This is a genomic window from Acidovorax sp. SUPP3334 (genome assembly GCF_030159055.1).
Taxonomy (GTDB): domain Bacteria; phylum Pseudomonadota; class Gammaproteobacteria; order Burkholderiales; family Burkholderiaceae_C; genus Paracidovorax.
Map to the genome: position 1 here is coordinate 1 of NZ_BQXQ01000054.1, position 24601 is coordinate 24601.

18 protein-coding genes and 3 pseudogenes are annotated in these 24601 nt (G+C 63.4%); 11 read left to right on the forward strand and 10 right to left on the reverse strand.

Annotated elements, in window-relative coordinates; genetic code table 11:
* Positions 1–199 precede the first annotated feature (199 nt).
* A complete protein-coding gene (gene mdtD, locus AVHM3334_RS21345) occupies positions 200–1630 on the forward strand; it encodes a multidrug transporter subunit MdtD (protein ID WP_284415499.1) in 1431 nt (476 codons plus the stop codon).
* Positions 1631–1638: 8 nt separating this feature from the next.
* Here mdtD and AVHM3334_RS21350 read toward each other — a convergent pair whose 3' ends face one another.
* Together AVHM3334_RS21350 and AVHM3334_RS21355 are read right to left on the reverse strand one after the other, a co-directional pair.
* Positions 1639–2775: an anhydro-N-acetylmuramic acid kinase gene (locus AVHM3334_RS21350; RefSeq protein WP_284415500.1), complete on the reverse strand. Its 1137-nt coding sequence runs from the start codon at positions 2773–2775 to the stop codon at positions 1639–1641.
* Complete coding sequence (locus AVHM3334_RS21355) at positions 2772–4133, reverse strand: M23 family metallopeptidase (protein WP_284415501.1); 1362 nt, start codon at positions 4131–4133, stop codon at positions 2772–2774. Before AVHM3334_RS21355 ends, AVHM3334_RS21350 begins: the two co-directional genes overlap by 4 nt.
* 178 nt (positions 4134–4311) lie before the next feature.
* Between AVHM3334_RS21355 and tyrS the strand changes: the two genes are divergently transcribed.
* Positions 4312–5547: a tyrosine--tRNA ligase gene (tyrS, locus tag AVHM3334_RS21360; protein WP_284415502.1), complete on the forward strand. Its 1236-nt coding sequence runs from the start codon at positions 4312–4314 to the stop codon at positions 5545–5547.
* Between the two features lie 33 nt (positions 5548–5580).
* On the opposite strand, the gene AVHM3334_RS21365 is transcribed toward tyrS, so the two are convergent.
* Positions 5581–6573 carry a LysR substrate-binding domain-containing protein gene (locus tag AVHM3334_RS21365; protein WP_284415503.1) on the reverse strand — a complete coding sequence of 331 codons (993 nt, stop codon included), beginning with the start codon at positions 6571–6573 and terminating at the stop codon, positions 5581–5583.
* A 118-nt stretch (positions 6574–6691) separates the two neighbouring features.
* On the opposite strand from AVHM3334_RS21365, the gene AVHM3334_RS21370 reads away from it, so the two are divergent.
* The gene (locus AVHM3334_RS21370; RefSeq protein ID WP_284415504.1) at positions 6692–7216 is read left to right on the forward strand and encodes a DUF2917 domain-containing protein; all 525 of its coding nucleotides are present in this window, start codon (positions 6692–6694) and stop codon (positions 7214–7216) included.
* A gap of 122 nt (positions 7217–7338) precedes the next feature.
* Entirely contained in the window at positions 7339–7710 is a 372-nt protein-coding gene (locus tag AVHM3334_RS21375; RefSeq protein WP_284415505.1) for a DUF2917 domain-containing protein, read from the forward strand.
* A gap of 106 nt (positions 7711–7816) precedes the next feature.
* Here the strand turns inward: AVHM3334_RS21375 and AVHM3334_RS21380 are convergent, their stop codons facing one another.
* A complete protein-coding gene (locus AVHM3334_RS21380) occupies positions 7817–8215 on the reverse strand; it encodes a BLUF domain-containing protein (RefSeq protein WP_284415506.1) in 399 nt (132 codons plus the stop codon).
* Positions 8216–8328: 113 nt separating this feature from the next.
* Here AVHM3334_RS21380 and AVHM3334_RS21385 point away from each other — a divergent pair, with 113 nt between their 5' ends.
* From AVHM3334_RS21385 to AVHM3334_RS21395, 3 genes are all read left to right on the forward strand, one after another.
* Positions 8329–9099, forward strand: a complete 771-nt coding sequence (locus tag AVHM3334_RS21385) for a Crp/Fnr family transcriptional regulator (protein ID WP_284415507.1) — start codon at positions 8329–8331, stop codon at positions 9097–9099.
* A 169-nt stretch (positions 9100–9268) separates the two neighbouring features.
* Positions 9269–10699: a bifunctional UDP-N-acetylglucosamine diphosphorylase/glucosamine-1-phosphate N-acetyltransferase GlmU gene (glmU, locus tag AVHM3334_RS21390; RefSeq protein WP_284415508.1), complete on the forward strand. Its 1431-nt coding sequence runs from the start codon at positions 9269–9271 to the stop codon at positions 10697–10699.
* Between the two features lie 3 nt (positions 10700–10702).
* Complete coding sequence (locus AVHM3334_RS21395; RefSeq protein ID WP_284415509.1) at positions 10703–11542, forward strand: sensor histidine kinase; 840 nt, start codon at positions 10703–10705, stop codon at positions 11540–11542.
* An 83-nt stretch (positions 11543–11625) separates the two neighbouring features.
* Here the strand turns inward: AVHM3334_RS21395 and AVHM3334_RS21400 are convergent, their stop codons facing one another.
* Complete coding sequence (locus AVHM3334_RS21400; protein WP_284415510.1) at positions 11626–12126, reverse strand: Lrp/AsnC family transcriptional regulator; 501 nt, start codon at positions 12124–12126, stop codon at positions 11626–11628.
* Between the two features lie 137 nt (positions 12127–12263).
* On the opposite strand from AVHM3334_RS21400, the gene glmS reads away from it, so the two are divergent.
* Complete coding sequence (glmS, locus tag AVHM3334_RS21405) at positions 12264–14183, forward strand: glutamine--fructose-6-phosphate transaminase (isomerizing) (RefSeq protein ID WP_284415511.1); 1920 nt, start codon at positions 12264–12266, stop codon at positions 14181–14183.
* Positions 14184–14244: 61 nt separating this feature from the next.
* Here the strand turns inward: glmS and AVHM3334_RS21410 are convergent.
* Together AVHM3334_RS21410 and AVHM3334_RS21415 are read right to left on the reverse strand one after the other, a co-directional pair.
* Positions 14245–15139, reverse strand: a pseudogene (locus AVHM3334_RS21410) (IS5 family transposase).
* Positions 15140–15375: 236 nt separating this feature from the next.
* Entirely contained in the window at positions 15376–16566 is a 1191-nt protein-coding gene (locus tag AVHM3334_RS21415) for a glycoside hydrolase 100 family protein (protein WP_284415512.1), read from the reverse strand.
* Positions 16567–17659: 1093 nt separating this feature from the next.
* On the opposite strand from AVHM3334_RS21415, the gene AVHM3334_RS21420 reads away from it, so the two are divergent.
* From AVHM3334_RS21420 to AVHM3334_RS21430, 3 genes are read left to right on the forward strand one after another with little or no spacing between them, the layout of a single operon-like run.
* Positions 17660–21997 (forward strand): non-ribosomal peptide synthetase, encoded by a 4338-nt coding sequence (locus AVHM3334_RS21420; protein ID WP_284415513.1) that lies wholly within the window; start codon positions 17660–17662, stop codon positions 21995–21997.
* A complete protein-coding gene (locus tag AVHM3334_RS21425; protein WP_284415514.1) occupies positions 21972–23333 on the forward strand; it encodes a glycosyltransferase in 1362 nt (453 codons plus the stop codon). Before AVHM3334_RS21420 ends, AVHM3334_RS21425 begins: the two co-directional genes overlap by 26 nt.
* An 18-nt stretch (positions 23334–23351) precedes the next feature.
* Positions 23352–23561, forward strand: coding sequence for an MbtH family protein (locus AVHM3334_RS21430; protein WP_284415515.1), 210 nt, complete (start codon positions 23352–23354; stop codon positions 23559–23561).
* Positions 23562–23619: 58 nt separating this feature from the next.
* On the opposite strand, the gene AVHM3334_RS21435 is transcribed toward AVHM3334_RS21430, so the two are convergent.
* From AVHM3334_RS21435 to AVHM3334_RS21440, 3 genes and pseudogenes are all read right to left on the reverse strand, one after another.
* Positions 23620–23868: a hypothetical protein gene (locus tag AVHM3334_RS21435; RefSeq protein ID WP_284415516.1), complete on the reverse strand. Its 249-nt coding sequence runs from the start codon at positions 23866–23868 to the stop codon at positions 23620–23622.
* Positions 23869–23906: 38 nt separating this feature from the next.
* A pseudogene (locus tag AVHM3334_RS23940) lies at positions 23907–24365 on the reverse strand (MOSC domain-containing protein); the annotation flags it as partial.
* Positions 24366–24411: 46 nt separating this feature from the next.
* Positions 24412–24601 (reverse strand): annotated as a pseudogene (locus tag AVHM3334_RS21440) (IS630 family transposase); the annotation flags it as partial.

Sequence of the window (24601 nt, forward strand, 5' to 3'; positions counted from 1 at the left end):
TCAGGTACTCTTGCAGCAGCATTGGCTATCGCTTGACCTCTATGGTCAAAGCTCGATTGATCAAGCCTGCACTGTACAAACAACAAAGGCCCCGAAGGGCCTTTGCTTAACTTACTGGCATTGGCCTTCGGGCGGCTTTTTGCTGGGCCTTGCACGGCGGAGTCGGCGCTGCTTCCTTTTTGTTCTTGATCGGGACTCCATGCAACAAGAGCGCTCCCTTCAAATCTTGCTCTGGCTGGTGGCGGTCGGCTTTTTCATGCAGACGCTGGATGCCACCATCGTCAACACCGCTCTCCCGACCATGGCGCGCAGCCTGGGTGAAAGCCCCTTGCGCATGCAGTCGGTGGTGGTGGCGTACTCGTTGGCCATGGCGCTGTTGATTCCCGCTTCGGGCTGGGTGGCGGACCGCTTCGGAGCCAGGCGGGTGTATTTGAGCGCCATCGTGTTGTTCGTTCTGGGCTCGGTGCTTTGCGCGCTGTCGAGCCGGCTGGACCAACTGGTGGCAGCGCGCGTGGTCCAGGGCCTGGGCGGCGCCTTGCTGCTGCCGGTGGGGCGGCTGGTGGTGCTGCGCACCTTTCCGCGGGAGAAATTCCTGCAGGCCATGAGCTTCGTGGCGATCCCCGGACTGATTGGACCGCTGATCGGTCCCACGCTGGGCGGCTGGCTGGTGGAGGTGGCCTCTTGGCACTGGATCTTCCTGATCAACGTGCCGGTGGGCCTGATCGGCTGCCTAGCCACGCTGCGGTTCATGCCCGCCGTGCCGGGTGCCCCGGTCGCCCGGTTCGATCTGGCAGGCTACCTCATGCTCGCCTTCGGCATGGCAGCGCTTTCGCTGGCGCTCGATGGCCTGTCGAGTCTGGGATTGCGGCAGGCGAGCGTGCTCGTGCTGCTGATCTTCGTGCTCGCCAGCTTGGTGGCGTATTGGCTCCATGCGGCCCGGCGGCCCAATCCTTTGTTTTCCCCCCGGCTGTTTTCCGTGGCGACTCTGCGCATCGGGCTGCTGGGGAATCTGTTTTCGCGCCTGGGCAGCTCGTGCATGCCATTCCTGATTCCGCTGATGCTGCAGGTCACGATGGGCTACACGCCGTTGCACGCCGGACTGATGATGCTGCCGGTGGCGTTGGCTGGCATGTCCATGAAACGGTTCACGACGCCATTGATCACCCGTTTCGGCTATCGCCGTGTGCTGGTGGCCAATACGCTGCTGGTGGGACTGGCGATGGCGAGCTTTGCCTTTTCTTCGCCGTCCCAGCCGCTTTGGTGGCGCATCGTGCAACTGGCCCTTTTCGGGGCGGTGAATTCGCTCCAGTTCACGGCCATGAACACGGTCACCCTCAAGGATTTGAACCAGGGCATGGCCAGCAGCGGCAACAGCTTGCTTTCGATGGTGCAGATGGTGGCCATGGCCATGGGCATGGGCGTGGCGGCCGCTGGCGGGGTGCTGGCTGCGTTCACGAACCATTTCGGGAGCGGGGGAGCGCAACAGATGCTGCCCGCCTTCCAGGGCACTTTCGCCTGCATGGGGCTGATAACGATCGCATCGGCGGGCATCTTTTGGCAGCTGTCCCCGCGCGATTCTGAAAGCGGGGCAGCGGCAGACGACGTGCCCGACGTGCCCGAGCACGTCTGAGCCGGGTTTCAAGCCGGGTAGATCGCGCCGAGAATGCGCGGCCCGCCAGCACCGGTGACGCCGGGCAGATTGCCACTGCGGCGCTCCACGGTGCGGTGCGCCAGCCAAGCAAATGCTGCCGCCTCGACCTGCAGCGCCGGCATGCCGTGCGCGTCGGACGGCGCCACCGTGACGCCAGGCAGCATCGCCTGCAATCGCTGCATGAGGTGGCTGTTGAGCGCACCGCCGCCGCACACGATCAAGGCATGGCCGCCCCGGCCGAAGCGACGCATGGCATCGGCGCAGACGCTGGTGGTGAATTCGGTCAATGTGGCCTGCACATCGGCCGCGGCAGTTGCCGCGAAAGCGGGCAGGTGCTTGCCCAGCCACTCCGGATTGAACAGGTCTCGCCCCGTGCTTTTAGGGGGTTGCTGCGCCAGATAAGGCTCGGCCGACAGTGCCTGGAGCAAGGCCGGGATCACTTTGCCGCTCGCGGCCCAGGCGCCGTCTCGATCGAACGGCTGGGCAGTGTGCAACTGGCACCAGTGGTCCATCAGCGCATTGCCCGGTCCGCAGTCGAAACCGGCCACCGTGCCGTGCGCATCCAGAACGCTGAGGTTGGAGATGCCGCCGATGTTCAAAACGCAGATCGTGCGGCCGGGCTGACCAAACACCCCTTGATGAAAGGCCGGGACCAGTGGCGCGCCCTGGCCGCCCGCCGCGACATCGCGGCTGCGGAAGTCTGCCACCACGTCGATGCCGGAGAGTTCGGCCAGCAGGGCCGGGTTGCCCAGTTGCAGCGTGTAGCCAGTGCCGTCGAAAGCCTGCGGGCGGTGCCGCACCGTCTGCCCGTGGGCACCGATTGCGCGGATGGCCGACGGTGGCAAGCCTGCTTGGGCCAACAGGTTTTGCACCACGCCGGCATAGGTGCGGGCCAGCGCATTGCCTGCCAGCGCGGCGCGGTGCAACTCGTTGTCGCCCGGGGTATTGAGGGCCAGCAGATCTGCTCTTAATTCAGGAGCAAAAGGTGCGCTTGAATACTGCGCTACCGCGCAATTTTTTTCGGAGAATGCTGCCAGCACGCCATCGACTCCGTCGAGCGAAGTGCCCGACATGAGCCCGATGTAGAGCGCGCTGACCTCGCCGGGAGCGCGCTGCGTGCTCACTGGGCGCTGGCTTGCTGCACCTGTGCGGCTGCCGACAGCTGGATGCGCATGTTCGACGCCAGGCGGTTGAATGCGGCGCGCGAGGCGGTGGATACCGGCATGGCGGCTTCGCTCTGCTGGGCGATCACCATGGGGTCCTGGTGCTGGCCGTCCACGCGGAATTCGAAGTGCAGATGCGGACCGGTGGCCCAGCCGGTAGCGCCGACGGCTCCGATGGTCTGGCCTTGCTCCACGCTCTGGCCCTTGCGCACGTCGATGCGGCTCAAATGGGCATAGACGGTAACGTGCTGGTTGCGGTGCTTCACGTAGATGACGTTGCCATAACCGTTCTGCACGCCTGCGAAATCGACGGTGCCGTCGCCCACGGTGCGCACGGCCGTACCGGTCGGGGCAGCGAAGTCGGTGCCCAGGTGAGCGCGCCACTTTTGCAAGATCGGGTGAAAGCGCATCTTGAAGCCGCTCGAAATGCGAGAAAACTCTACCGGCGAGGTGAGATAGGCGCGGCGCATGCTCTCACCGTCCAGCGTGTAGTAGGCGCCCTTGGAGCTCGGTGTTTCCTGGAACCAGACGGCATCGTGCGTCTTGCCGTTGTTGTGGAACTCGGTGCTCAGCACGCGGCCACTGCGCAGCGGTTCGCCATCGGCTTCCAGCGTCTCATAGACCACCGAGAAGCGGTCGTCCTTGCGAAGGGCCCGGTGAAAGTCGATGTTGCTGGCAAACACTTCAGCGATCTGCGTGGCGACGGCATCGGGAATGTTGGCGGCGTCGGTGGCGGCGAACAGCGAACTGCGGATGATGCCGCCAGCCAGCCGGGTGCCCACGGTCAGAGGAGCCGTTTCGACGCGCGACGTGAAATCGTTGCCCTTGCGCTGCACGACCAGACGGCGGAAGTTACCGCTGTCGTCCTGCACCCAGCGTGCGGTGAGGCTGATGAGGCGATGGTCGTCCGTCGTCTCCGCCGAAACCGAACGGCCGGCGCGGCCCAGCAAGGTCTGGCGCACTTGGCCATCGCTGCGCAGGAAGGCGGCAGCGGCCGGGTCCGCCACGCCCAGGCGCTGCAGGATGGCTTCGGCCGTGTCACTGCTGCGGGTCTGGTCGGAGCGGTAGAGGGAATAGTTGGGAATGTCCACCAGCGCTGCCAGCGGCTGGTCGCTGGCCAGCGAATCCACGGGGTATTGCACGACGCTTCGGGGCAGATCGGCCGGATCCGGAGCGAAAGAGGCCACGGCGAAAGCGCCGCCCCCGCCCGTCAGCAACAGGGTTGCGATGGCGGCAGTGATGCGTTTGGGATGGTTCTGGGCGATGCGCGATAGCCGGTCCAGCAGTGCGAGGCTGGCGGATTTCAAGCCATTGTTCAAGTGTCTTACCCCAGGGTGAGGTGCGTTCGGGCCGACGGGGCGGAACGCACGAGCTTGTCAGTCAGGTTGCAGCCATTCGGTGCAATAGGCCGAAGCGGCAGGACCACTAGAATCCGCCACTGCAAATGTGGGCCGGAGTATAACGACGAGCGCCCCGGAAACCCCCCAAAAAACCCTTATGAATCAATCTGCTGTTACAACATTCCCGATTACCGATGGTGTAGGACGGGCGCTTGAGGTGTCTTTGAGGGGCGCCGAGGAATTGCTGCCCCGCGACGAATGGGTGAAGAAGCTGGCCCGCTCCGAGGCGACCGGCGTGCCCTTGCGCATCAAGCTGGGCCTGGACCCGACAGCGCCGGACATCCACATCGGGCACACCGTGGTGCTCAACAAGATGCGCCAGTTGCAGGATCTGGGGCACCAGGTGATCTTCCTGATCGGCGATTTCACCAGCCTGATCGGCGACCCCTCGGGCCGCAACAACACCCGGCCGCCCCTGACGCCCGAACAGATTCGGGCGAATGCCGAAACCTATTACAAGCAGGCCAGCATGGTGCTGGACCCGGCCAAGACGGAAATTCGCTACAACAGCGAATGGAGCGAGCCGCTGGGCGCCACGGGCATGATCCAGCTGGCGGCCAAGTACACGGTGGCGCGCATGATGGAGCGCGACGACTTCCACAAGCGGTTTTCGACAGGCCAGTCGATCAGCGTGCATGAATTCCTCTATCCGCTCATGCAGGGCTACGACTCCGTCGCCCTGAAGAGCGACCTGGAACTGGGCGGCACCGACCAGAAGTTCAACCTGCTCATGGGGCGACACCTCCAGCAGGAATACGGCCAGGAACCGCAGTGCGTACTCACCATGCCCTTGCTGGTGGGGCTGGATGGCGTCGACAAGATGTCGAAATCCAAGAACAACTACATCGGAATTGCCGAGGATGCCAACACCATGTTCGCCAAGGTGCTGTCCATCTCCGACATGCTGATGTGGGACTGGTACACCCTGCTGTCGTTCAAGACGCTGGCCGAAATCGCCGCGCTGAAGGCCGAAGTGGAGGGGGGGCGCAATCCCAAGGATGCCAAGGTCATGCTGGCCAAGGAAATCACCGCTCGCTTCCACAGTGCGGCGGCGGCCGATGCGGCGGAGGCGGATTTCATCAACCGCAGCAAGGGCGGCGTGCCCGACGAGATTCCCGAAGTGGCGCTGGCAGGCGCTCCGCTGGGCATCGGTGCGCTGTTGCGGCAGGCCAACCTGGCGCCTTCCGGCAGCGAGGCCAGCCGCCTGATCGATGGCGGCGGCGTGCGGGTGGACGGCGGTGTCGTCAGCGACAAGGGCCTCAAGCTGGAAGCGGGCACTTACGTGCTCCAGGTGGGCAAGCGCAAGTTCGCGCGAGTCACGCTCAACGCCTGAACGCGCCGGGCTGCGGCATCGGCCGCACTCGCGTCAATCCAGGTTGTCGCTCAGGTCCGGATCGGGCACGTCTCCGATCGCCTCGCGCGTGGCCTGCGCCTGCAAGGTGAGCCAGGCGCAGAAGGCCCGGATTTCCGGCCGCTGCCCGCTGCGCGGGCCCACCAGCAGCCAGTAAGCCAGCGGTGAGTCGAGTCGGTAGCCGGGCAAGACTTCCACCAGATCGCCCGATGCCAGCGCATCGGCGATGAGCGGCATGCGCGCCAGCGCCAGCCCCTGGCCGGCCAGCGTGGCCTGCACGATCTGGTGCGCGTAGTTGAAGTACAGCCAGCGCTTGGGTTGCAGCGTTTTCTTGCCGTTGAGCTCGAACCAGCGCCGCCAGGTCAGCCATTCGAGGTGCATCGTTCGATGCGCGTCGCCCGCTTCGATCAGGGTGTAGCGGGTCACATCCTCGGGTTCCTTGATGGGTGGGTTGCTCTTGATGAGCCAGGGGCTCGCCACCACGGCCAACTGCTCGCCGAAAAGCCGCTGCGAGCCCTGCGTGTTTGCGCTGGGCAGGCTGTAGCGCAGTGCGAGGTCCACGTCGGCGGTTTCCAGGTCCACCGCCACATCGCTTGCGTCGATCCGGATGTCGATGTCGGGGTTGTCGCGCTGGAACTCCTCCATGCGCGGGATGAGCCACATCGAGGCGAAGCTCGCCCAGGTGGTGATGGCCACGCTCTTGCGGCCAGCCGTCTGCCGCACGAGGCGCACGCAGGCATCCATGCGCTCCAGTGCCGGGGCCACGGCGCGCTGCAGTTGCGCGCCGGCGCTGGTCAACTCCACCGCGCGGGTGTGGCGCAAAAACAGCGGCACGCCCACTTCTTCTTCCAGCGACTGGATCTGGCGGCTCACTGCGGACTGGGTGAGGGAAAGCTCTTCGGCTGCGGCCCTGAAGTTCAGGTGCCGGGCGACAGCGAGAAAGGCGCGCCAGTGGCCGACCGCCACTGGCCGTGTGCGCAGATGGGTGATGGGTGCAGGCAGATTCATGGCATGCATTGATGTGCGAGTGGAATGAAATTATCCCCCGGTTTTCATTGGACGGGTAAGGGGGAATGGCTTGAATATCCATGCCTGTCAACCCTGTAGGCCGTTCTAGGAGCTCGCCATGAAAAATCATCCCGTTCTGGAATCGCAACAATCCAAGACGCATGCCTATGCTTCGCGAACGCTTGCTGGATGCTGGACATTGCCGCCGCAACGTGCCCTGAGCTTGCGCGCCCAGCAGCGGGCGCGGCTGCGCGTCCAGCACGGCGGGGTGTGGATCACGGTAACCGGCAGGGCGGACACCATGGCCCAGGACGTTTTTCTTTCCGCAGGCGACGCCTGCGTGTTTGAAGCAGGCTCGCACGTCGTCATGGAGCCTTGGCGTGCGAGCCGGGCTGGGCTTGTGCCTTTCATTGGGGGAGCCGAGGTTCGGTTCCGGTGGGACCCGTTGCCAGCCCCTGTGCCAATCCAGGCCGAGGCGTGGGCCGGCAGTGTGGCGGCGCCTTGGGCCGATCTGTTGGAGGCCCTGCGCGGTGCAGCCGGTGCAGCGGGGCGGTTGACGAAAGGGCTGGTGTTCTGGGGCGTGCGGCGCCGTTTTCGGGCGCACCCCTTGCGAACCGCGTGCATTGATGCGCAATGCGAATAGATCAGGGCAGTGTTGCGCATTGATGTGATCCGGGCATGAATCGAGAAAGCCGTTTTCATTGGACGATGGCTCGATCTCAGAAGCATCATAGGCACATCGCTAGGGTTTTCCAGGAGAAAGAAATGACCGCTTCAAATGTTCTGAAATTTCAACAATCCGCTGTCGCGCCTCGCGGTGAGGCGAAAGACATTTGCACGTTGGCCAATGGCAATGCCCACAGCTTGCGCCCCCGCGCACCGATGGCGCTGCGCATCATGTCGGGCCACGCCTGGGTCACGCTGGACGACGGCCCCAACGGCGAGCGCGACATGGCGGCAGGGGACGTGTTCCTCAACGCCGGCCAGACCCTGTGGGTCGCAGCGGGGCAGCATGCGGTGATCGAACCGCTCGGCCGCGATGGCGTGCAGTACCGCTTCAGCGTTTCTAGCGCCGTGCGCTCTGCGCAAAGCCCGGCGCAGGCAACCTCCAAGCAAGGCGAAGCCTGCTGCGCCTGAGGTCTGCGCGCCTCTCCTTTTTTCTGGAAGATTGAGGGCTCTTGAAGTCTGGAGACGAGCCTGGGGGCAGGGGCAGCGGTTCAAGCCGCCGTCCATTCCCTCGCTTTCACATTTCCAGTTCGATCGGCAGGGCTTTGAAGGCTGCCACGGCGGCGGTGCCCTTCAGCGCTCGAAGGCGCTCCAGGGCATCCGCTTCTTCCAGCGTGCTGAACGCCAGGCTGAAATTGCGAAATCGCCGCTTCGCCAGCGGTCCATGGTGCAGCACCGCGACATCGGTATGGCGGGGGTCCCGGCGGATGCGCTCCACCAAAGGCAACACATTCTCCTGCCGGCCTTCCAGCTGCTGGCAAAACCGCAGGCCGTCAAAAACCAGCAGGCCGGTGATGCCATGCGATGCGTTGGTGGTGCGGGATCGGGCCGCAATGGCGGCGATCGAACTCAGGGGCTGGTCGGGGGCGAAGTCGCTCACGTACAGAACTTCATAGGGCGGAAAGTCAATGGGCATTGGTGCCCTGAATCTAGGCCTGTGGCGCGCGGCGCACAATGTCAAAAGACATAGAGCGGAGTGCCCTGGTTTGCCTAGAATCGCCGCCCACCAGAGCTATCAGATTCGCCCTTATGAGCGTGGACTTTGCTTCCGAATCCCTGGCGCACACGATCCCGCGCCATTGCGACGCGTGCCGATTGCGCAATACCCCTGCCGCGTTCACTCCGGTATCTCTGCAGGAGTTGCGTTTCATCGACGACTTCCGGTGCGGCACCGCGACCGTTGCAGCCGGGGGCACGCTGATCCGGGAGCACCAGCCCAACGGCAAGCTCTACACGCTCTACACGGGGTGGGCCTTTCGGTACAAGACCCTCTCCGATGGGCGCCGCCAGATCCTCGGCTTTCTGCTGCCGGGCGATCTGCTGGGGCTGCAGCAGGAGTTCGGTGAAACCGCCATGCACGGCGTGGAGGCCGTGACCGCCTGCGCTTTCTGCGTGTTTCCGGCCGAAGGGCTGTGGTCGCTGTTCCGCGACCATGGACGCCTGGGGTACGACGTGACCTGGCTGGCGGCGCGCGGCGAGGGCATGGTGGACGACAACCTGCTCACCACCGGCCGGCGCAATGCCACCGAGCGCGTGGCCATGCTGCTCATGCACCTGTACCGCCGGCTCGACCGCCTGGGGCTGTCCGAGGACGGCACGGTCGAATTTCCCATCACCCAGCAGCACATCGCCGACTCGCTCGGGCTGTCGCTGGTGCACACCAACAAGACGCTGCGGCGGCTGTCGCAACTGGGCCTGCACGAGATTTCCGGTGGCCGGCTGCGCATCATCAATCCGCGTGCGCTCGCCCGCATCGCCGAGTACTACGACGCCATCCCCCGGCCCGTACCGCTGCTTTGAGGTTTTGGTGAAATCGGCCTCCACCGCAATAAGCACTAGGGGGTTTTGCTATTAATTTAGTAGCATTCTAAAAATCGAGCCTTCGAGGGTCCGGCGCCGATAATCGGCGGATTCTTCCAGGGCCGCCGGTCGCCGTGCCGCGCCGCGGCCGCAACCGAACGGACCTCACATGACAGCACTGGACATCATCATCATGGCCGCGGGCAAAGGCACGCGCATGAAAAGCCGCACCCCCAAGGTCCTTCAGCGCCTGGCCGGCCGGCCGCTGCTGCGCCACGTGCTGGACCAGGCCGCCAGCCTGCAGGCGCGCCGCGTGGTCGTGATCACCGGGCATGGTGCTATGGAAGTGGAAGCAGCCGTCGCAGGTGCAGCAAGCGCTGGCGGTGGATTCGACTTGAAGTTTGCGCGGCAGGAGCCGCAACTCGGCACCGGCCATGCCGTGCAGCAGGCCATGCCGGCGCTCACCGGCGACGGCACGGTGGTCGTGCTGTCGGGCGACGTTCCGCTGACGCAGGCCGCCACCTTGCGCGCCCTGGTGGAGGCTTCGGCGCATGAGCGCCTGGCACTGCTGACCGTGGCGCTGCCGGACCCCACGGGCTACGGTCGCATCGTGCGCGATGCCGGTGGCGCGGTGCAGGGCATCGTCGAACACAAGGACGCCACCGAGGCCCAGCGCGCCATCACCGAGGTGTACAGCGGCATCATGGCGGTGCCGGCGCAGCGGCTGGCCGGCTGGCTGGCCCGGCTGCGCAACGACAACGCGCAGGGCGAGTACTACCTGACCGACATCGTCGCCATGGCCGTGGCCGACGGTGTGCCCGTGGCAGCGCACCGCATCACCGATGCGCTGCAGGTGGCCGGCGTGAACAGCCCGCTGCAACTGGCCGAACTGGAGCGCGCGCACCAGGCCCGCCAGGCGGCGGCGCTGATGGAGAAGGGCGTGCGGCTGGCCGACCCCGCGCGCTTCGATCTGCGCGACGACGCACGCACCGGCGTGCCGGGCCGCCTGGTTTGCGGGCAGGACGTGGAAATCGATGTGAACTGCATCTTCACCGGCCATGTGGCGCTGGGCGAGGGCGTGCAGATCGGCGCGCACTGCTGCATCGCCAACGCCACCATCGCGGCGGGTGCGGTGATCCACCCCTACACGCACATCGATGGCGAAAAGGCGGGTGTCGAGGTGGGGCCGGGCGCGCTGGTCGGCCCGTTCGCCCGCCTGCGGCCCGGCGCGCAACTGGGGCGCGAGGTGCACATCGGCAATTTCGTCGAGGTGAAAAACTCCACGCTCGCCGAAGGCGCCAAGGCCAACCATCTGGCCTACCTGGGCGATGCCACGGTGGGCGAGCGCGTGAACTACGGCGCCGGCAGCATCACCGCCAACTACGACGGCGCCAACAAGTTCCGCACCGTCATCGAGGCCGATGTGCATATCGGCAGCAACAGCGTGCTGGTGGCGCCGGTCACCATCGGCGCGGGCGGCACCGTGGGCGGCGGCTCCACCATCACCAAGGATGCGCCGCCCGGCGCGTTGAGCGTTGCGCGCGGACGGCAAGTGATCATCGAAAACTGGAAGCGCCCCGCCAAGGCGCCCAAGGCCTGAGCCATGGCCGACCCGCGCAGCGATCCACACCACGGCCTGAACGCCCCGCCGGCGGACGAGGTGGCGCGCCTGAAGGCCGAACTGGAGGCCGCGCGGCAGGAGCAGGAAACCTTTCTGCGCGCGGTGTCGCACGACTTGCGTGCGCCGGTGCGCCACATCCTCGCCTATGGCCGCCTGGCGCGCGAGACCGTGGCCGAGAGCACTGCCGACCCCGAGGCGTTGCAGTTCCTGGACACCATCGCGCAGGCTGGCCAGCAGTTGGGCAGCATGATCGATGGCCTGATCCAGCTGGGGCGCATCGGCTCCGCGCCGGCCACGCCAGGCGCGGTGGATCTCGGCTCCGCTTTGCAAAAGGCCGTGGCCGTTGCACTGGCGGCCGCTGCGGCGGCCCCGCAAAAAAGCCCTGCGGCGACCGCTGACTGGCCCAACAGCGTGCAGTGGGATCTGCCGCCGGCCGATGACTGCCCCACGGTGCAGGCCGATGCCGGCTGGCTGCACGAGGTGCTGGTGGCGCTGCTGGACAACGCCCTCAAGTTTTCACGCGGCGTGCAGTCGCCACGCATTGGCGTGCAGGTTCAAGGGCAGGGCGAGCGCATCGCCATCGCCGTTCAGGACAACGGCGCGGGCTTTCCCGCCGCACAGGCCAGCCAGCTGTTCCAGGTGTTTCAGCGGCTGCACCCGGTCAGCCAGTTCGAAGGCCTGGGGCTGGGGTTGGCGCGCTGCCGCCGGCTGGTCACGCGCATGGGTGGCACCATCGACATCGGTGCGGCCCCCCAGCAAGGCTGCACGGTGCATTTGGTGTTGACGGCCGCCAGCGCCGCACCGCAGGCGACCAGCGGCTGACAGCGCGACCGGCCACCGGCCGGCAATGGTCGCCACAGGCCGGTGCCCGGCTGTTCGGCATTGCCGGGAGGCGTCACCCCGTTTTAGTCCGCGGCGTCTGCACGAATGCACGGCACCCTGGGCGAGAACTTGCTGCGTTGCAGGCTGAAGAACGCTTTCACGTTGCGCACATTTCCGTCGCTGGAAAAAAGTCGCTGGGCCAGCGCCAGGTATTCCGGAACGTCCCTCGCATGAACGATCAGGATGAAGTCCGGCCCGGGCGAGACGCGGTAGCACTGCTGCACGGCGTCTTCCGGCTGCATGCGCTGCTCGAACGCCGCCAGCCGGTCGGTGTCCTGCCGGTCCAGGGTGACCTCGACGATCGCGGTGATGCCATGGCCCAGATGCCGCGCCAGCGCGTCGGGCTGCAAGAGGGCGACTTCCCGCTCGATCAGCCCGGATTCCCGCAGCCGCTTGACCCGGCGCAGGCAGGTCGGCGGAGACACCCGCACTGCTGCGGCCAGCGCCTGATTGCTGAGCGTGGCGTCGGTTTGCAAGGCGTCCAGCAATTGCAAATCGATGTGGTCGAGTAATAAAGATTCCATAACGAGTCATTTTATGGAATTGAATTTCTCACGAAGGGTTGGGTGAAATTTTCTTTCTTAAATAGGCTGAAAAATATAGAGATATTTCCGAAGGCTGTGCCTACCATCGCTCATCCCAATTCCTCAGGAGACCGACCATGTGCGGCATCGTCGGCGCGGTATCCACGCGCAACATCGTTCCCATCCTCGTGCAGGGTCTGCAGCGGTTGGAGTACCGCGGCTACGACTCCTGCGGCGTGGCCATTCACGACGCCAGCCTGGGCGCATCGCGCACCGGGGGCCTGCGCCGAGCCCGCAGCACGGCCCGGGTGGCCGAATTGCTGGAGCAGGTGAGCGCAGAGCAGGTCGAAGGCGCCACCGGCATCGCCCACACCCGCTGGGCCACGCACGGCGCGCCGGCCGTGCACAACGCGCACCCGCACTTCAGCCATGGCACGGGCGCCGAGCCCGCGGCGGACGAACCCCTGCGCCTGGGCCGCGTGGCACTGGTGCACAACGGCATCATCGAAAACCATGAAGAGCTGCGCGCTGCCCTTCAGGCGCGGGGCTATGCCTTCACCAGCCAGACGGACACCGAAGTCATCGCGCATCTGGTGGACAGCCACTACAGCGGCGACCTGTTCCAGGCCGTGCAGGCCGCCGTCACCCAGTTGCATGGCGCGTACGCCATCGCCGTCATCCACAAGGACGAGCCCCATCGCGTAGTGGGCGCACGCGCGGGTTCCCCGCTGATCCTCGGCGTGGGAGAAGGCGAGCACTTCCTGGCCAGCGACGCCATGGCCTTGGCCGGCGTGACCGACCAGATCGTCTATCTGGAAGAAGGCGACCTCGTGGACCTGCAACTGGGCCGCTATTGGATCGTGGGCAAGGGCGGGCAGCCGCTGGACACCAACCGGCGCCCCGTGCGCACCGTGCAGGCGCACAGCGGCGCGGCGGAGCTGGGCCCCTATCGCCACTACATGCAAAAGGAAATCTTCGAGCAGCCCCGCGCCATCGCCGACACGCTGGAAGGCGTGCGCGGCATCGTGCCTGAGCTGTTCGACGGTGCGCCCGGCGCGGACGGCGAGCCCGGCGCCGCGGCTTGGCGCGTGTTCAAGGACATCGACTCCGTGCTCATCCTGGCCTGCGGCACCAGCTACTACAGCGGGTGCGCGGCCAAGTATTGGCTCGAGTCCATCGCCGGCATTCCCACCCAGGTGGAAGTGGCCAGCGAATACCGCTACCGCACCAGCGTGCCGAATCCGCGCACGTTGGTCGTCACCATCAGCCAGTCGGGCGAAACGGCCGACACGCTGGCCGCGCTGCGCCATGCCCAAAGCCTGGGCATGCTGCACACGCTGACGATCTGCAACGTGTCCACCAGCGCCATGGTGCGCGAATGCAAGCTGGCGTACATCACGCGGGCCGGCGTGGAGATCGGCGTGGCCTCGACCAAGGCCTTCACGACCCAACTGGCCGGGCTGTTCCTGCTCACGCTCGCCATCGCGCAATCACGTGGCCGCCTGAGCGACGAGCAGGAGGCCGAGCACCTCAAAGCCATGCGGCATCTGCCAGTGGCATTGCAGGCCGTGCTGGCCCTCGAGCCCCAGATCATCAGCTGGGCCGAAGACTTCGCCCGCATGGAAAACGCACTGTTCCTGGGCCGTGGCTTGCACTACCCCATCGCGCTCGAAGGCGCCTTGAAGCTCAAGGAAATCAGCTACATCCACGCCGAAGCCTATCCGGCCGGTGAACTCAAGCACGGCCCCCTGGCGCTGGTGACCAGCGCCATGCCGATCGTGACCGTCGCACCGAACGACACGCTGCTGGAAAAGCTCAAGAGCAACATGCAGGAGGTTCGCGCCCGTGGCGGCGTGCTGTATGTGCTGGCGGACGGCGACACGCGCATCGAAAGCGGCGAGGGCCTGCATGTGATACGCATGCCCGAACACTACGGGCCACTGTCGCCGCTGCTGCACGTGGTGCCGCTGCAATTGCTGGCGTATCACACGGCTTGTGCCAGAGGCACGGACGTGGACAAGCCTCGGAACCTGGCGAAGAGCGTGACGGTGGAGTGAGGAAGGATGGGGCGGGGCAGATCTATTCCGGGTAATTAGTCCGCTCTGAACAATTCCGTTCTCAACCGCAGACAGGTCGGCGATCACGGGGAGCGGCGAACAGTGCCGCGATGAGCGCCTGCATCGGCAGCCCGAATCGGAAAGCCGCAGCGCGGCCAGGATCAGGCGCAGGTTGTGCCCGGCACCGCACATCACCGCATGCAGCGCATCGCCCAGCGCGCCCTTGAGCGGGTTGCGGGCAAGTCGCCCATCCATCTTCATGTGCCCAATGGCGGGCTCGATGGCACTGCGCCTTTTGATCATGGCCTTGAGCGTTCGGGTGATGCTTGAACTGCTTGGCGTGAGCGTAGCGCCCGATCTGCGCGGCCAGTCGAGGAGCCACGCGGTTGTAGTTCTGGCGCAATTGCAGGCCGTGCTGCTGGGCCACCTTCACCAGGTGCTGTCGGCTCTTGTCCAGCAGCCGGCTGTCGGTCGGGTGGGTGGGCGATGGCCTTGGGCATGACGGTCGTGTCCACGATCACACTGTCCACGCTGGAGGCACGCACGACGCCACCGCGCCGGGCGGCCTCGATGCTGGCCGCCAGCAGCGTCTGCACGCCTTCCTCTCCAACGCGCTTTCTCCAGCGCGTCAGGCTGGACGGGTCGATGGGCGCCTCGGTCTGCAGGTAGGTCTCGCCACACAAGAACTGCCAGTACGGGTTCTCCACCCAGGTGTTCACCACTGCCTCGTCAGAGGCATCGAAGGCGTGCTGCAGGTACAGCAGCCCAGCCACCAGCCGCGGCGGCAACGCGGGTCGGCCTCGTACGGAGGTGAAAGAAGCGGCGAAGGTGCGCTCGATCTCGGCCCAGTCGATCAGTGCGGCCAGCCGCACAAGCGGGTGACGCATGTTGATCTGCTCGTCCAACCTTGGACGGAACAGCTCGGCCGTTTGCGGCTGCGAAGGCTTCGGACCCATGGAATCTCCGGAGGAATTTGCAAGAAAACAGGTATAGGCAGAACCATACCTTGCAAAGGCTGCGGCCATCAACCCCAAGAACTGCAAGCAAGATCAACGACTTGCGAATTGTTCAGGATGGACTGAGTACTGTCTGCTGGGCGGGGCGACCCGGCGGTGAACTTAGCGCTGGTACACCGCATTTTCCCGCAGTTGAGTCCATAGGCTGGCTGGCATCTCCTCTCAGTTCTTTCGATTTACCAAGCCGTTCCCTGGCCCTGCAGCGCACGACGCGCCAGCAGAAAGGTGGCCGCATTCCAGCTCTGGCCTGCCATGCCCGCCGGGGCCAACGTGCGACCATGGAACCATTCGGTGAATCGCCAATTGTCGAGCGCGTTGATGCGCGCAAGCTTTACCAGTTCCGCCCAGCCTTCGCCTTGCAGGCCCAGCTTTGCGAGCGCCATCACCCAGAACCCTCCCACAAAGGGCCAGATGCCCCCGTTGTGATACTGGTGCACCAGGTTCTGCTGGTGTCGGCCCATGTAGGCCCGCCACAGGTCATGTTGCTCTGACAGGGGATGCAGCACCACCCGTACCGGATAGTGATCGTCCGCGTGTGCGGCCCCGATGACATTGGCAATGCTGTGCGCCATGGCCTCGTCGGCAACGCCGCACTGGATTGCCAGCAGATTGCCGAACACGTCGCCTTCATCGCCAACCACTGCCAGGTTCACGAAGCTCAGGTACAAGCCGAGATCGCGGCGGCCACGGCGCGCGTAGTGCTGCAGCAGGCGTGCACGGTGGTATTCGTGCAAATCGCGCTGGAATGGATTGAAGAGATGGTTGAAGTGATGGTGCGTCTCGTCCGAATGGCACAGCGAAAATCGCCGCTTCACATCGAACCACAACGCGTTGGTGTACAGCACATAGCCTGACCGCGGCATGATGTCTGCCCAATCGCTGGCCTCGTTTTGCTGGAGCAGACGAAAGTGCTGGTGCTCCTGCGCCAGCAACCATTGGAGCGCGCGTTCAACGCTGTCGGTCCAACGGTCCGTACCTACGTCGCCATGCGTTCGCACATGGTCAACGGCAATCAGCCACCACAGCGTGGCGTCAATGCAGCCCAGGTACCAGAAGTCGGCATCCGTGCCTTCTGGGTCCACGTATTTGGGAATCTGCCCATTGGCCGCTTGCTGCGCGGCCAGCGCGTCCAGGCTGGCTACAGCGCCCTCTTCGAGCGCCGGCACTCCGCTGCCGCACATTGCCATCACGCAAATGGCGGCATCCCGCCCAAAAATGCGTGTATAGCGGCGGGCCACCGCTGCCGGGGTTCGTCTCGCGGCCAGGATGCCGTGCTCTGTGAGATTGTCTTCCAGCAGCGAAAGCGATGCCTCCGAGCAGGTATCGATCAGGGTCAACGAGGATGAATCAAGGTCGTGGTCGGTCATGGCCATCCAGCACGTGGACTAATTTTGAAGTGGCGAGGTCGTCAGGCTAGCGCCATGAGACCGTCATGGCTAGACCTCAAGACTTTTACTTGTGTCGCCGACCGGATGCGTTGGTGGCTTGGTCGATGGTGCTGAGCGCCAAAGCAATGGTTCGAATGCGTTGGCTGCGAGTGATCGGATTTGGATGAATTAATAGAAAACAAATCTATTTTTTATTATTGGAGGAATTAATATCATTAATGATATTTTTCTGTTACCAAGCATAAAAAACGCTTTTGCATTATTTTTCGCTCTTGTCTTAATGGTTCATGCCTCTTCTGAAGAAATATTGCTGAGGGGTGCTGATGAGCGTTGAAACACCTTGATTCCATTGGCAAATCCGCTATCGCTGTTCTGAAGGTAGACCCTCTCAGTGACAATTTGAAATTGCATGATTTTCCTGGGGCGATATATTTTTGCTATCAGTAAAAAATATCTTATGCATCGATGAAGAGTAATTTTTTATAAAAATAATTAATAAGGGTAAACCCTTGATTTCGGACTTTATTTTGCAAATAGAATTTTCAAAAAAATGCGCAAAGCAATAAAGCCAAGGTACAAAAAGGGAGTAACTGATGATGAGCCGCAAGCAAGCACCGCCAGTAGTCGCAGCGCCAACCAGGGAAGCGTGTCATGCAACGCATGCTTACCAAGCCTGTTTTCAAAGGCAAGGTGGCCGCAGCATGGAAGCGCTATTGGCTCCATGCTGGTCAGGCGTGAGCCATCCGCCTTGACCTTCTGCTGACGAACGGGAGGGTAGTAAGGCTTTACGGAAATTAAGGCCTCTGCCCTTCATCAATGCGGCCATCGCTCTTGCGAATGCGTTTCGTATTTCTCTGCTCGCAGAGGCAAGTGATCTCGCGGGTTTCAGAGGTGCGCACAAGCGTGCCCTGATGCGCAAGAGACGAATACAAGCGCCTGAAACCGGCCATTTCAGCGCCGTCCAAGCGGTCAAGCCCCATCAGCCCGGCCGCTCCCATCCCAGACTCGTACTGCCTTGACTGCGCGGTTTAGAGGCTGGCTGCGTCCATATGAGTATGAGAGGGAGATTTGAATGAACACGCTCAACCAGTTTGGTGGTTTCGCCCCGTTATTGGCAGGTCAAATGGCAATGTGGTTGGGCGTTCAGTTCGCTTCGCCCGACACCAATTTCAACCTGGCCGAGGCCATCGACATCGACGGAGAGGTCGATCCTGCACTCTTCGCCGAAGCCGTGCGCCAGGTCACCTTGGAGGTCGAAGCCACACGCCTCAATTTCGTCGACGCAGGACAAGGGCCGCGACAGGTATTGGCTCCCGTGTTCAATGGCGACTTGCCTTTTCTCGATTTCAGTGGCGCAGTGGACCCGCATGCAGAGGCGCAAGCCTGGATGCATGCTGATTTCAGCCGCACGATTGACTTGGCGAACGGACAGCTGTGGCTGTGCGCACTGATCCGCATACGGCCCGGGCGGCACGTTTTCTATCAACGCGGCCACCACATCTTGCTGGACGGTTTCGGCGGCGGCCTGGTCGCCCGTCGCATCGCGCACCTGTATACGGCCTTGGCACAAGGCGATGCGGCCGATCCCCGTGGACGCCTGGCGCCGCTGGCACAGCTGGCAGAAGAAGAGCACGCTTACCGCGCATCAGGCCGGTTTCCCAGAGATCGTCAATATTGGCGGGATCGCTTTGCCGACGTTCCGGCGCCTTTGACCCTCGCCTCGCACCAATCGGCCAACAAAGGTGGGCTCCTGCGCCAAACCGTCCATCTGCCGGCCACGAGCGTGCAGTCTCTGCAATCCATTGCCCAAACCTGGGGGAGCACGCTGCCTCAAATGTTGATTGCCTTGACGGCGGCCTACCTGTATCGCTCGACAGGTGTTGAGGACATGGTGATCGGCATTCCTGTGACCGCGCGCCATAACGATCGAATGCGGCAGGTGCCCGCAATGGTGGCGAATGCGTTGCCGCTTCGCCTGGCGATGCGTGCAGACCTGTCCTTTGCTGAGTTGGTCCTCGAGGTAGGTCGCCAGATGCGCCAGATTTTGCGCCATCAGTGCTATCGCTACGAGACGTTGCGCAGCGATTTGAATCTGCTGCTGAACCATCGGCAGCTTTTCACCACGGTCGTGAACGTCGAGCCTTTCGATTACGACTTTCGCTTTGCGGGGCACGCCGCCACGCCACGCAACCTGTCCAACGGCACGGCTGAGGATCTGGGCATCTTTCTGTATGAGCGCGGTAATGGAAAAGACCTGCAGATCGACTTCGATGCCAACCCCGCGCTGTACACGGCACAGGCGCTGGCCGATCATCAACAACGTTTGCTCACCTTGATCGCAGCCGTGATCCAGCAACCTGATCAGTCCGTGGGCCGCGTCGAACTGTTGACTGCGCAGGAACGCTGGCAGCTTCTGGCAGGTTGGAATGACACTAGGCATTCCGTCTCGGACGTCCACCTTGCAGAAAGCATCGAGGCTGGGCTGTTGGCAGATCCCCAGGGCATCGCGCTGCGGTACGAAGAGCAGGCATTGAGCCGCAGCCAACTCGATAGACAAGCGAACCGGCTGGCGCACCTGCTGCGCGCGCGTGGCGCTGGACCTGAGCGTGTCGTGGCCTTGGCGATACCCCGATCACTCGAACTGGTGGTGGCCCTGCTGGCCATTTTGAAAACCGGGGCGGCCTATCTACCGGTGGATCCGGATTTTCCGCAGGACCGCATCGCTTTCATGCTTGGCGATGCGCAGCCGGTGTGCCTGATCACCACTCAGGCGCTGGCGCCCACCCTGCCGACCGCTGTGTCGCTGGTGGTCTTGGACAGCCTCGAAACGCATTCAGAACTGGGTCGGTTGCCCGATACGAAGCCGTCGCCACTTGCCAGGCTGCATACGGCCCAGCCAGCGTATGTGATCTACACATCAGGGTCGACCGGCAATCCGAAAGGGGTGGCTGTCTCGCACCGCGCCATCGTGAATCGGCTGCGGTGGATGCAGCACCGCTACGGCTTGCAGGCGGATGACCGAGTGCTGCAAAAAACGCCATCCAGTTTTGACGTGTCCGTGTGGGAATTTTTCTGGCCGCTGATCGATGGGGCCACCTTGGTGCTGGCCAAGCCAGGCGGTCATAAAGATCCGACGTACCTCGCAGAACTCATAGTGCGTGAGGGCATTACTACGGCGCATTTCGTGCCATCCATGCTGGAAGTCTTCCTGCTGGAGCCCGCCGCATCCCGTTGTTCGAGCCTGAGGCGCGTGATCTGCAGCGGAGAGGGACTGTCGTCCGCGTTGCAGCGCAGATTCCAACAGCAGCTGGGTTGTGAGCTGCACAACCTGTATGGCCCGACCGAGGCGGCTGTTGATGTCACGGCCTGGGAATGTGCGCGCGCACTGCCGGCGGATTTGGCCGCCGATGGCGTACCCATTGGCCGTCCGATCTGGAACACGCAAATGCTGGTGCTGGACAGCGGCCTGCAGCCCTTGCCGGTAGGCGTGACAGGCGAGCTCTACATCGCAGGGATGGGTTTGGCCCGCGGCTATCTGGACCGTCCTGTGCTGAGCGCGGAGCGCTTCGTGGCCGACCCCCATGGCGAACCGGGCACCCGCATGTATCGTACCGGTGACTTGGCACGCTGGCGGGCCGATGGGAGTTTGGACTTTTTGGGGCGAGCAGACCACCAAGTCAAGATCCGCGGTCTTCGCATCGAGCCGGGGGAAATCGAATCGGCGCTGTTGCAACACCCGCACGTGGTGCAAGCGGCAGTAATCGCGCGCGAGGATGTGGTGGGAGAAAAGCGCCTAGTGGCGTATGTGGTGATGGCCGGTGGGGAGGCGCTCATTGCTGACGAATTGCGCAGCCACTTGGCGTTGTCGCTGCCGGATTACATGGTGCCCACTGCCTTCGTGCCCTTGCCAGCGTTGCCCCTCAGTTCAAGTGGAAAGCTTGATCGGCAGGCGTTGCCCGTGCCCGAGGTGCAAGGCGATAAGCCATATGCAGGGCCGCGCACCCCTACCGAAACCGCGTTGGCTGTATTGTGGGCCGATATCCTCCAACTGCCGCAAGTCGGCATTCATGACAACTTTTTCGAAATCGGCGGCCACTCGCTGATGGCCGTTCAACTAGGCATGCGGATCAGAGAAAAGATCCACCCCCAGTTTCCTCATGCCGAGGTCTATAACCGCCCGTCGATTGCGCAATTGGCAGATTGGATTGATCAGGAAAGCTATGCCGCCAAGACGCTGGACCTTTCGGAGGAAATCGATCTTCCTGAACACATCCGTAGCGCAGAATTGGTTCCCAGTTTGATTCCGACTCGGGTGTTCCTCACGGGTGCCAGCGGATTTGTAGGCTGCTACTTGCTCGCCGCCCTATTGCGGGACACTTCCGCCAGCGTGGTGTGCCATGTGCGTGCGGCTGACAGCGCCCAGGGGCGAAAGCGGCTGCGGCGCGCCATGGCTGACCGGCAACTGGGTAACGTTTGGGACGATGAGCGCATCCATGTTGTCACCGGCGATCTGGGGGCAGATCGGCTGGGATTGGAGGACAGCGCAGTGCAACTGGTGCGCGATGGGTGCGATGCCATCTACCACTGTGCTGCGCAGGTGGACTTTATGCACCCCTATACCACTCTCAAAGGCCCCAATGTCGACAGTCTGGTCACGTTGCTCGAATGGACCGCACAAGGGAGGGCCAAGAGCCTGCATTACGTGTCGACGCTGGCTGTGATAGGGCAGAACGAAGAGGGTGGCACAGTCACGGAGCGTTCGGCGCTGGCTTCGTGGAACGGGCTGGTGGACGGGTACAGCCAGAGCAAGTGGGTGGCCGACGGGATTGCCCGACAGGCGCAGGCTCGGGGTCTTCCCGTGGCGATCTATCGGCTGGGATCGGTCACTGGCGACCACGACAATGCCATTTGCAACGCTGCGGATCTAATTTGGCGCGTAGCGCATCTGTATGCAGACCTGCAGGCAATTCCCGACGTGGATCTTCCCCTGAACATGACGCCTGTGGATGATGTCGCGCGTGCCATTCTCGGCTTGGCGGGGCAGGCCTCGTCCTGGGGGCAGGTGTTCCATTTGATGAGTCCCGCGCCTTTGCGCGTCCGTGATATTCCGCCGGTGTTCGAGCGGTTGGGCCTGCCCCTCGAATCGGTAGAGCTGGAACGTTGGCTGCTTCGCGCGCATGAGCGCCTGGCTGAGGGCCAGGATCGAGACCTAGCCGCATTGTTGGCCATTCTGGACCGCTACGACGCCTCGGCCAAACCGCCCAAAATCTCCGGTGCAGCCACTCATGAGCAACTGGCCGCCATCGGCGCTGCGATCCGCCCAGTGGACCGTGATCTGTTGCACCGCTACTTCGTCGATCTGGGCGTCGACACCAAGGCACAGCGTGCCCTGGAACCCAGTATTTCATAAAGAGGAGAAAACCATGGCACGTTATCTCATCGCGGCGACCCCTTTGCCGGGGCATGTGCTTCCCATGCTGGCGATTGCCCAGCATTTGGTGGGGCAGGGGCATGAAGTGCGAGTGCATACCGCCGGCCACTTCCGGGAGCAAGCGCTATCGACGGGTGCTTCGTTCACGGCCTTCCACCGATCCATTGATTTCGACCACCATCAACTGGACCAGCGCTTTCCGCAGCGCCTTCAACTGGCTTCTGCCCACGCGCAGATGTGCTTCGGGCTCAAGCACTTTTTCGCCGATGCCATGGCGCCTCAAATGGAAGGGTTGCGCGGCATTCTGGAGCACTTCGAGGCGGACGCCATTCTGGTGGACACGATGTTCTGCGGAACGTTTCCCCTGTTGCTGGGCGCTCGTGAAGATCGACCGCCCATTGTGAGCATCGGCATTTCTGCGTTGGCACTGTCCAGCCGGGACACTGCATTCTTTGGGACCGCGTTGCCGCCGTCGTCAACGCCTGAGGGACGCTTGCGCAATCAGTCCATGAACCGCAATCTCCAGCAGGCGATGTTCGGCGATGTGCAGCGCCATTTCGACGGTTTGCTGTCGCGCCTGGGGTCTCGGCCGCTTCCGGGGTTTTTCGCCGATGCGATGGTCACTTTGCCGGACCTGTACCTGCAGTTGACCTCGGCTGCGTTCGAATACCCTAGAAGCGACCTTCCCGCCTCCGTCCGTTTTGTCGGCCCGTTGCTGGCGCCTGCCCGCTCGGGGTTCAATCCCCCCGACTGGTGGGGCGACCTGGACGATGGACGCCCGGTCGTGCTGGTCACGCAAGGCACGCTGGCTAATCAGAACCTGGCGCAATTGATAGGTCCTGCGGTGCAGGCGCTGTCGAAGTTTGACGATATCCAGGTGATCGCGACCACAGGCGGTCCGGTACCGCCAGGTCTTGCGGCGGCGATGCTTCCCGCCAATGCCAGGGTCTTGCCATTTCTGCCCTATGACCAATTGCTGCCCAAGGTGCATGCCATGGTGACCAATGGGGGATACGGGTCGGTCAATCATGCGCTCAGCCTTGGCGTGCCGCTGGTCGTGGCAGGTGGCACGGAGGAAAAACCGGAAATCGCCGCGCGGGTGGCTTGGTCAGGCGCCGGGATCAATCTGGGCACAGGGCAGCCGAGTGCGCGCCAGATCGGCGACGCCGTGCGAAAGCTGCTGGACGAGCCACGATACAAGCAGCGGGCTCAGGCACTGCGGCAGGACTTTTCCCGGCACTGCGCCTTGACCGAGATCGCGCAGGCGCTGACCACCATGCAAGAAACCGCTTCCGCATCTGCGGAATTCGCCTGAACCCAGAAGGAGATCCCGATGAGTAATCCGTTCGACAACGAAAACGGCAAATTCCTGGTGCTGATCAACTCCGAAGGCCAGCACTCCTTGTGGCCTGCGTTCATTGACGTGCCCTCCGGCTGGGACGTTGCCTTGCCAGCCGCCGACAAATCGGCGTGCTGTGCCTTCATCGAAACCGGTTGGACCGACATGCGGCCCAGGTCGCTGATTGCCGCCATGGGGGCCTGATCGATTTCTGGACCAGCGGACCGCCGTGGCGAGGTGGGTGGTGCTAGAGCGTCTCGGTTCAGGCGCCGAATTTCGGGCGTACGTCGAAGAGCTCGTCACCCGCCCAGCGCCGCTCTGCCGGCACTGCGCCGCTCGGTTGGGCCCGCATCGCTACGTCGGGCGGCAGCTGGCTCAGCACACGGGGGAACGCACGGCAGTAGGTTTTTGCAACGCCCGCCAGATCTGCCAACTGGCGATATTCGATGGCTTTATCTGCGGGAACTTGCTGCACGATGTTCGCGATGCGCACCTTCCAGTCGTCACACATGGGGGAATGGTCGATGGGCTGTGCCAAATGGCGTCGCCCAAATGAAGCGATCCCCCTGAAAGAACCCTTGCGAGCACGCCACGGCGGCCATTCAGTGCCTTCGCCAAGCCTATCCTGTGGCGCTCCAACCGCGCGCATGGCTCGCACTGGAAGGTGAGCCACAAGACCACCTCGGCACCGATCCGCAGCAAAGAACCCGAGTGGAGTTCTTGGGTCGTGACGTCGACCAGCAGATTTTCCCGGAGCGAGCAGGCTGGCCGCCCGAGTTCGCCGTAGACGCTTTCTTCTGCGATCAGTAACTGGCGCGGTGACCGCGCACCCGCGTGCCGGTCGCCGCACAAGCCCTCGTGGGCTATCGCAATTGCTGTCTGAACAGATTGCGGGGCCTGCGACCCTGGGCTGCGCAGGCGCAGCGCCCTCACGCTCCCGATGGGCCGCCATCGCATATCCGATGAAGCGGGAATGTCGGGACCAATGTTCTGATCAATTCGGAGCATAGAGGTACGGTGGCACCAGGGCTGTTCGGGAAGGAGTGATTGTTACTCACAAGTCAGAAATATAGACGACAGATGGGTGTCTGAAGAATGACCTGATGAGTGCAGGATATTCAGCCACCGACTGCAACTGCGCATCCACACGCTCCTTGCGCTTGTCTCCCTTTCGCAATGGACTGCGCGCCACCCCTGTGCGCTTGGCGTGGCTCCATACCAGCTCATCTGGATTGAGGTCTGGC

What these genes read in the sequence shown, in the direction of transcription:
- AVHM3334_RS21435 (WP_284415516.1), bottom strand. Translation starts at nt 23,868, where the DNA reads ATGTGTGACGACTGGAAGGTGCGCATCGCGAACATCGTGCAGCAAGTT.
- glmU (WP_284415508.1), top strand. Translation starts at nt 9,269, where the DNA reads ATGACAGCACTGGACATCATCATCATGGCCGCGGGCAAAGGCACGCGC.
- AVHM3334_RS21370 (WP_284415504.1), top strand. Translation starts at nt 6,692, where the DNA reads ATGAAAAATCATCCCGTTCTGGAATCGCAACAATCCAAGACGCATGCC.
- glmS (WP_284415511.1), top strand. Translation starts at nt 12,264, where the DNA reads ATGTGCGGCATCGTCGGCGCGGTATCCACGCGCAACATCGTTCCCATC.
- mdtD (WP_284415499.1), top strand. Translation starts at nt 200, where the DNA reads ATGCAACAAGAGCGCTCCCTTCAAATCTTGCTCTGGCTGGTGGCGGTC.
- AVHM3334_RS21400 (WP_284415510.1), bottom strand. Translation starts at nt 12,126, where the DNA reads ATGGAATCTTTATTACTCGACCACATCGATTTGCAATTGCTGGACGCC.
- AVHM3334_RS21365 (WP_284415503.1), bottom strand. Translation starts at nt 6,573, where the DNA reads ATGAATCTGCCTGCACCCATCACCCATCTGCGCACACGGCCAGTGGCG.
- tyrS (WP_284415502.1), top strand. Translation starts at nt 4,312, where the DNA reads ATGAATCAATCTGCTGTTACAACATTCCCGATTACCGATGGTGTAGGA.
- AVHM3334_RS21430 (WP_284415515.1), top strand. Translation starts at nt 23,352, where the DNA reads ATGAGTAATCCGTTCGACAACGAAAACGGCAAATTCCTGGTGCTGATC.
- AVHM3334_RS21385 (WP_284415507.1), top strand. Translation starts at nt 8,329, where the DNA reads ATGAGCGTGGACTTTGCTTCCGAATCCCTGGCGCACACGATCCCGCGC.
- AVHM3334_RS21415 (WP_284415512.1), bottom strand. Translation starts at nt 16,566, where the DNA reads ATGACCGACCACGACCTTGATTCATCCTCGTTGACCCTGATCGATACC.
- AVHM3334_RS21380 (WP_284415506.1), bottom strand. Translation starts at nt 8,215, where the DNA reads ATGCCCATTGACTTTCCGCCCTATGAAGTTCTGTACGTGAGCGACTTC.
- AVHM3334_RS21375 (WP_284415505.1), top strand. Translation starts at nt 7,339, where the DNA reads ATGACCGCTTCAAATGTTCTGAAATTTCAACAATCCGCTGTCGCGCCT.
- AVHM3334_RS21420 (WP_284415513.1), top strand. Translation starts at nt 17,660, where the DNA reads ATGAACACGCTCAACCAGTTTGGTGGTTTCGCCCCGTTATTGGCAGGT.
- AVHM3334_RS21395 (WP_284415509.1), top strand. Translation starts at nt 10,703, where the DNA reads ATGGCCGACCCGCGCAGCGATCCACACCACGGCCTGAACGCCCCGCCG.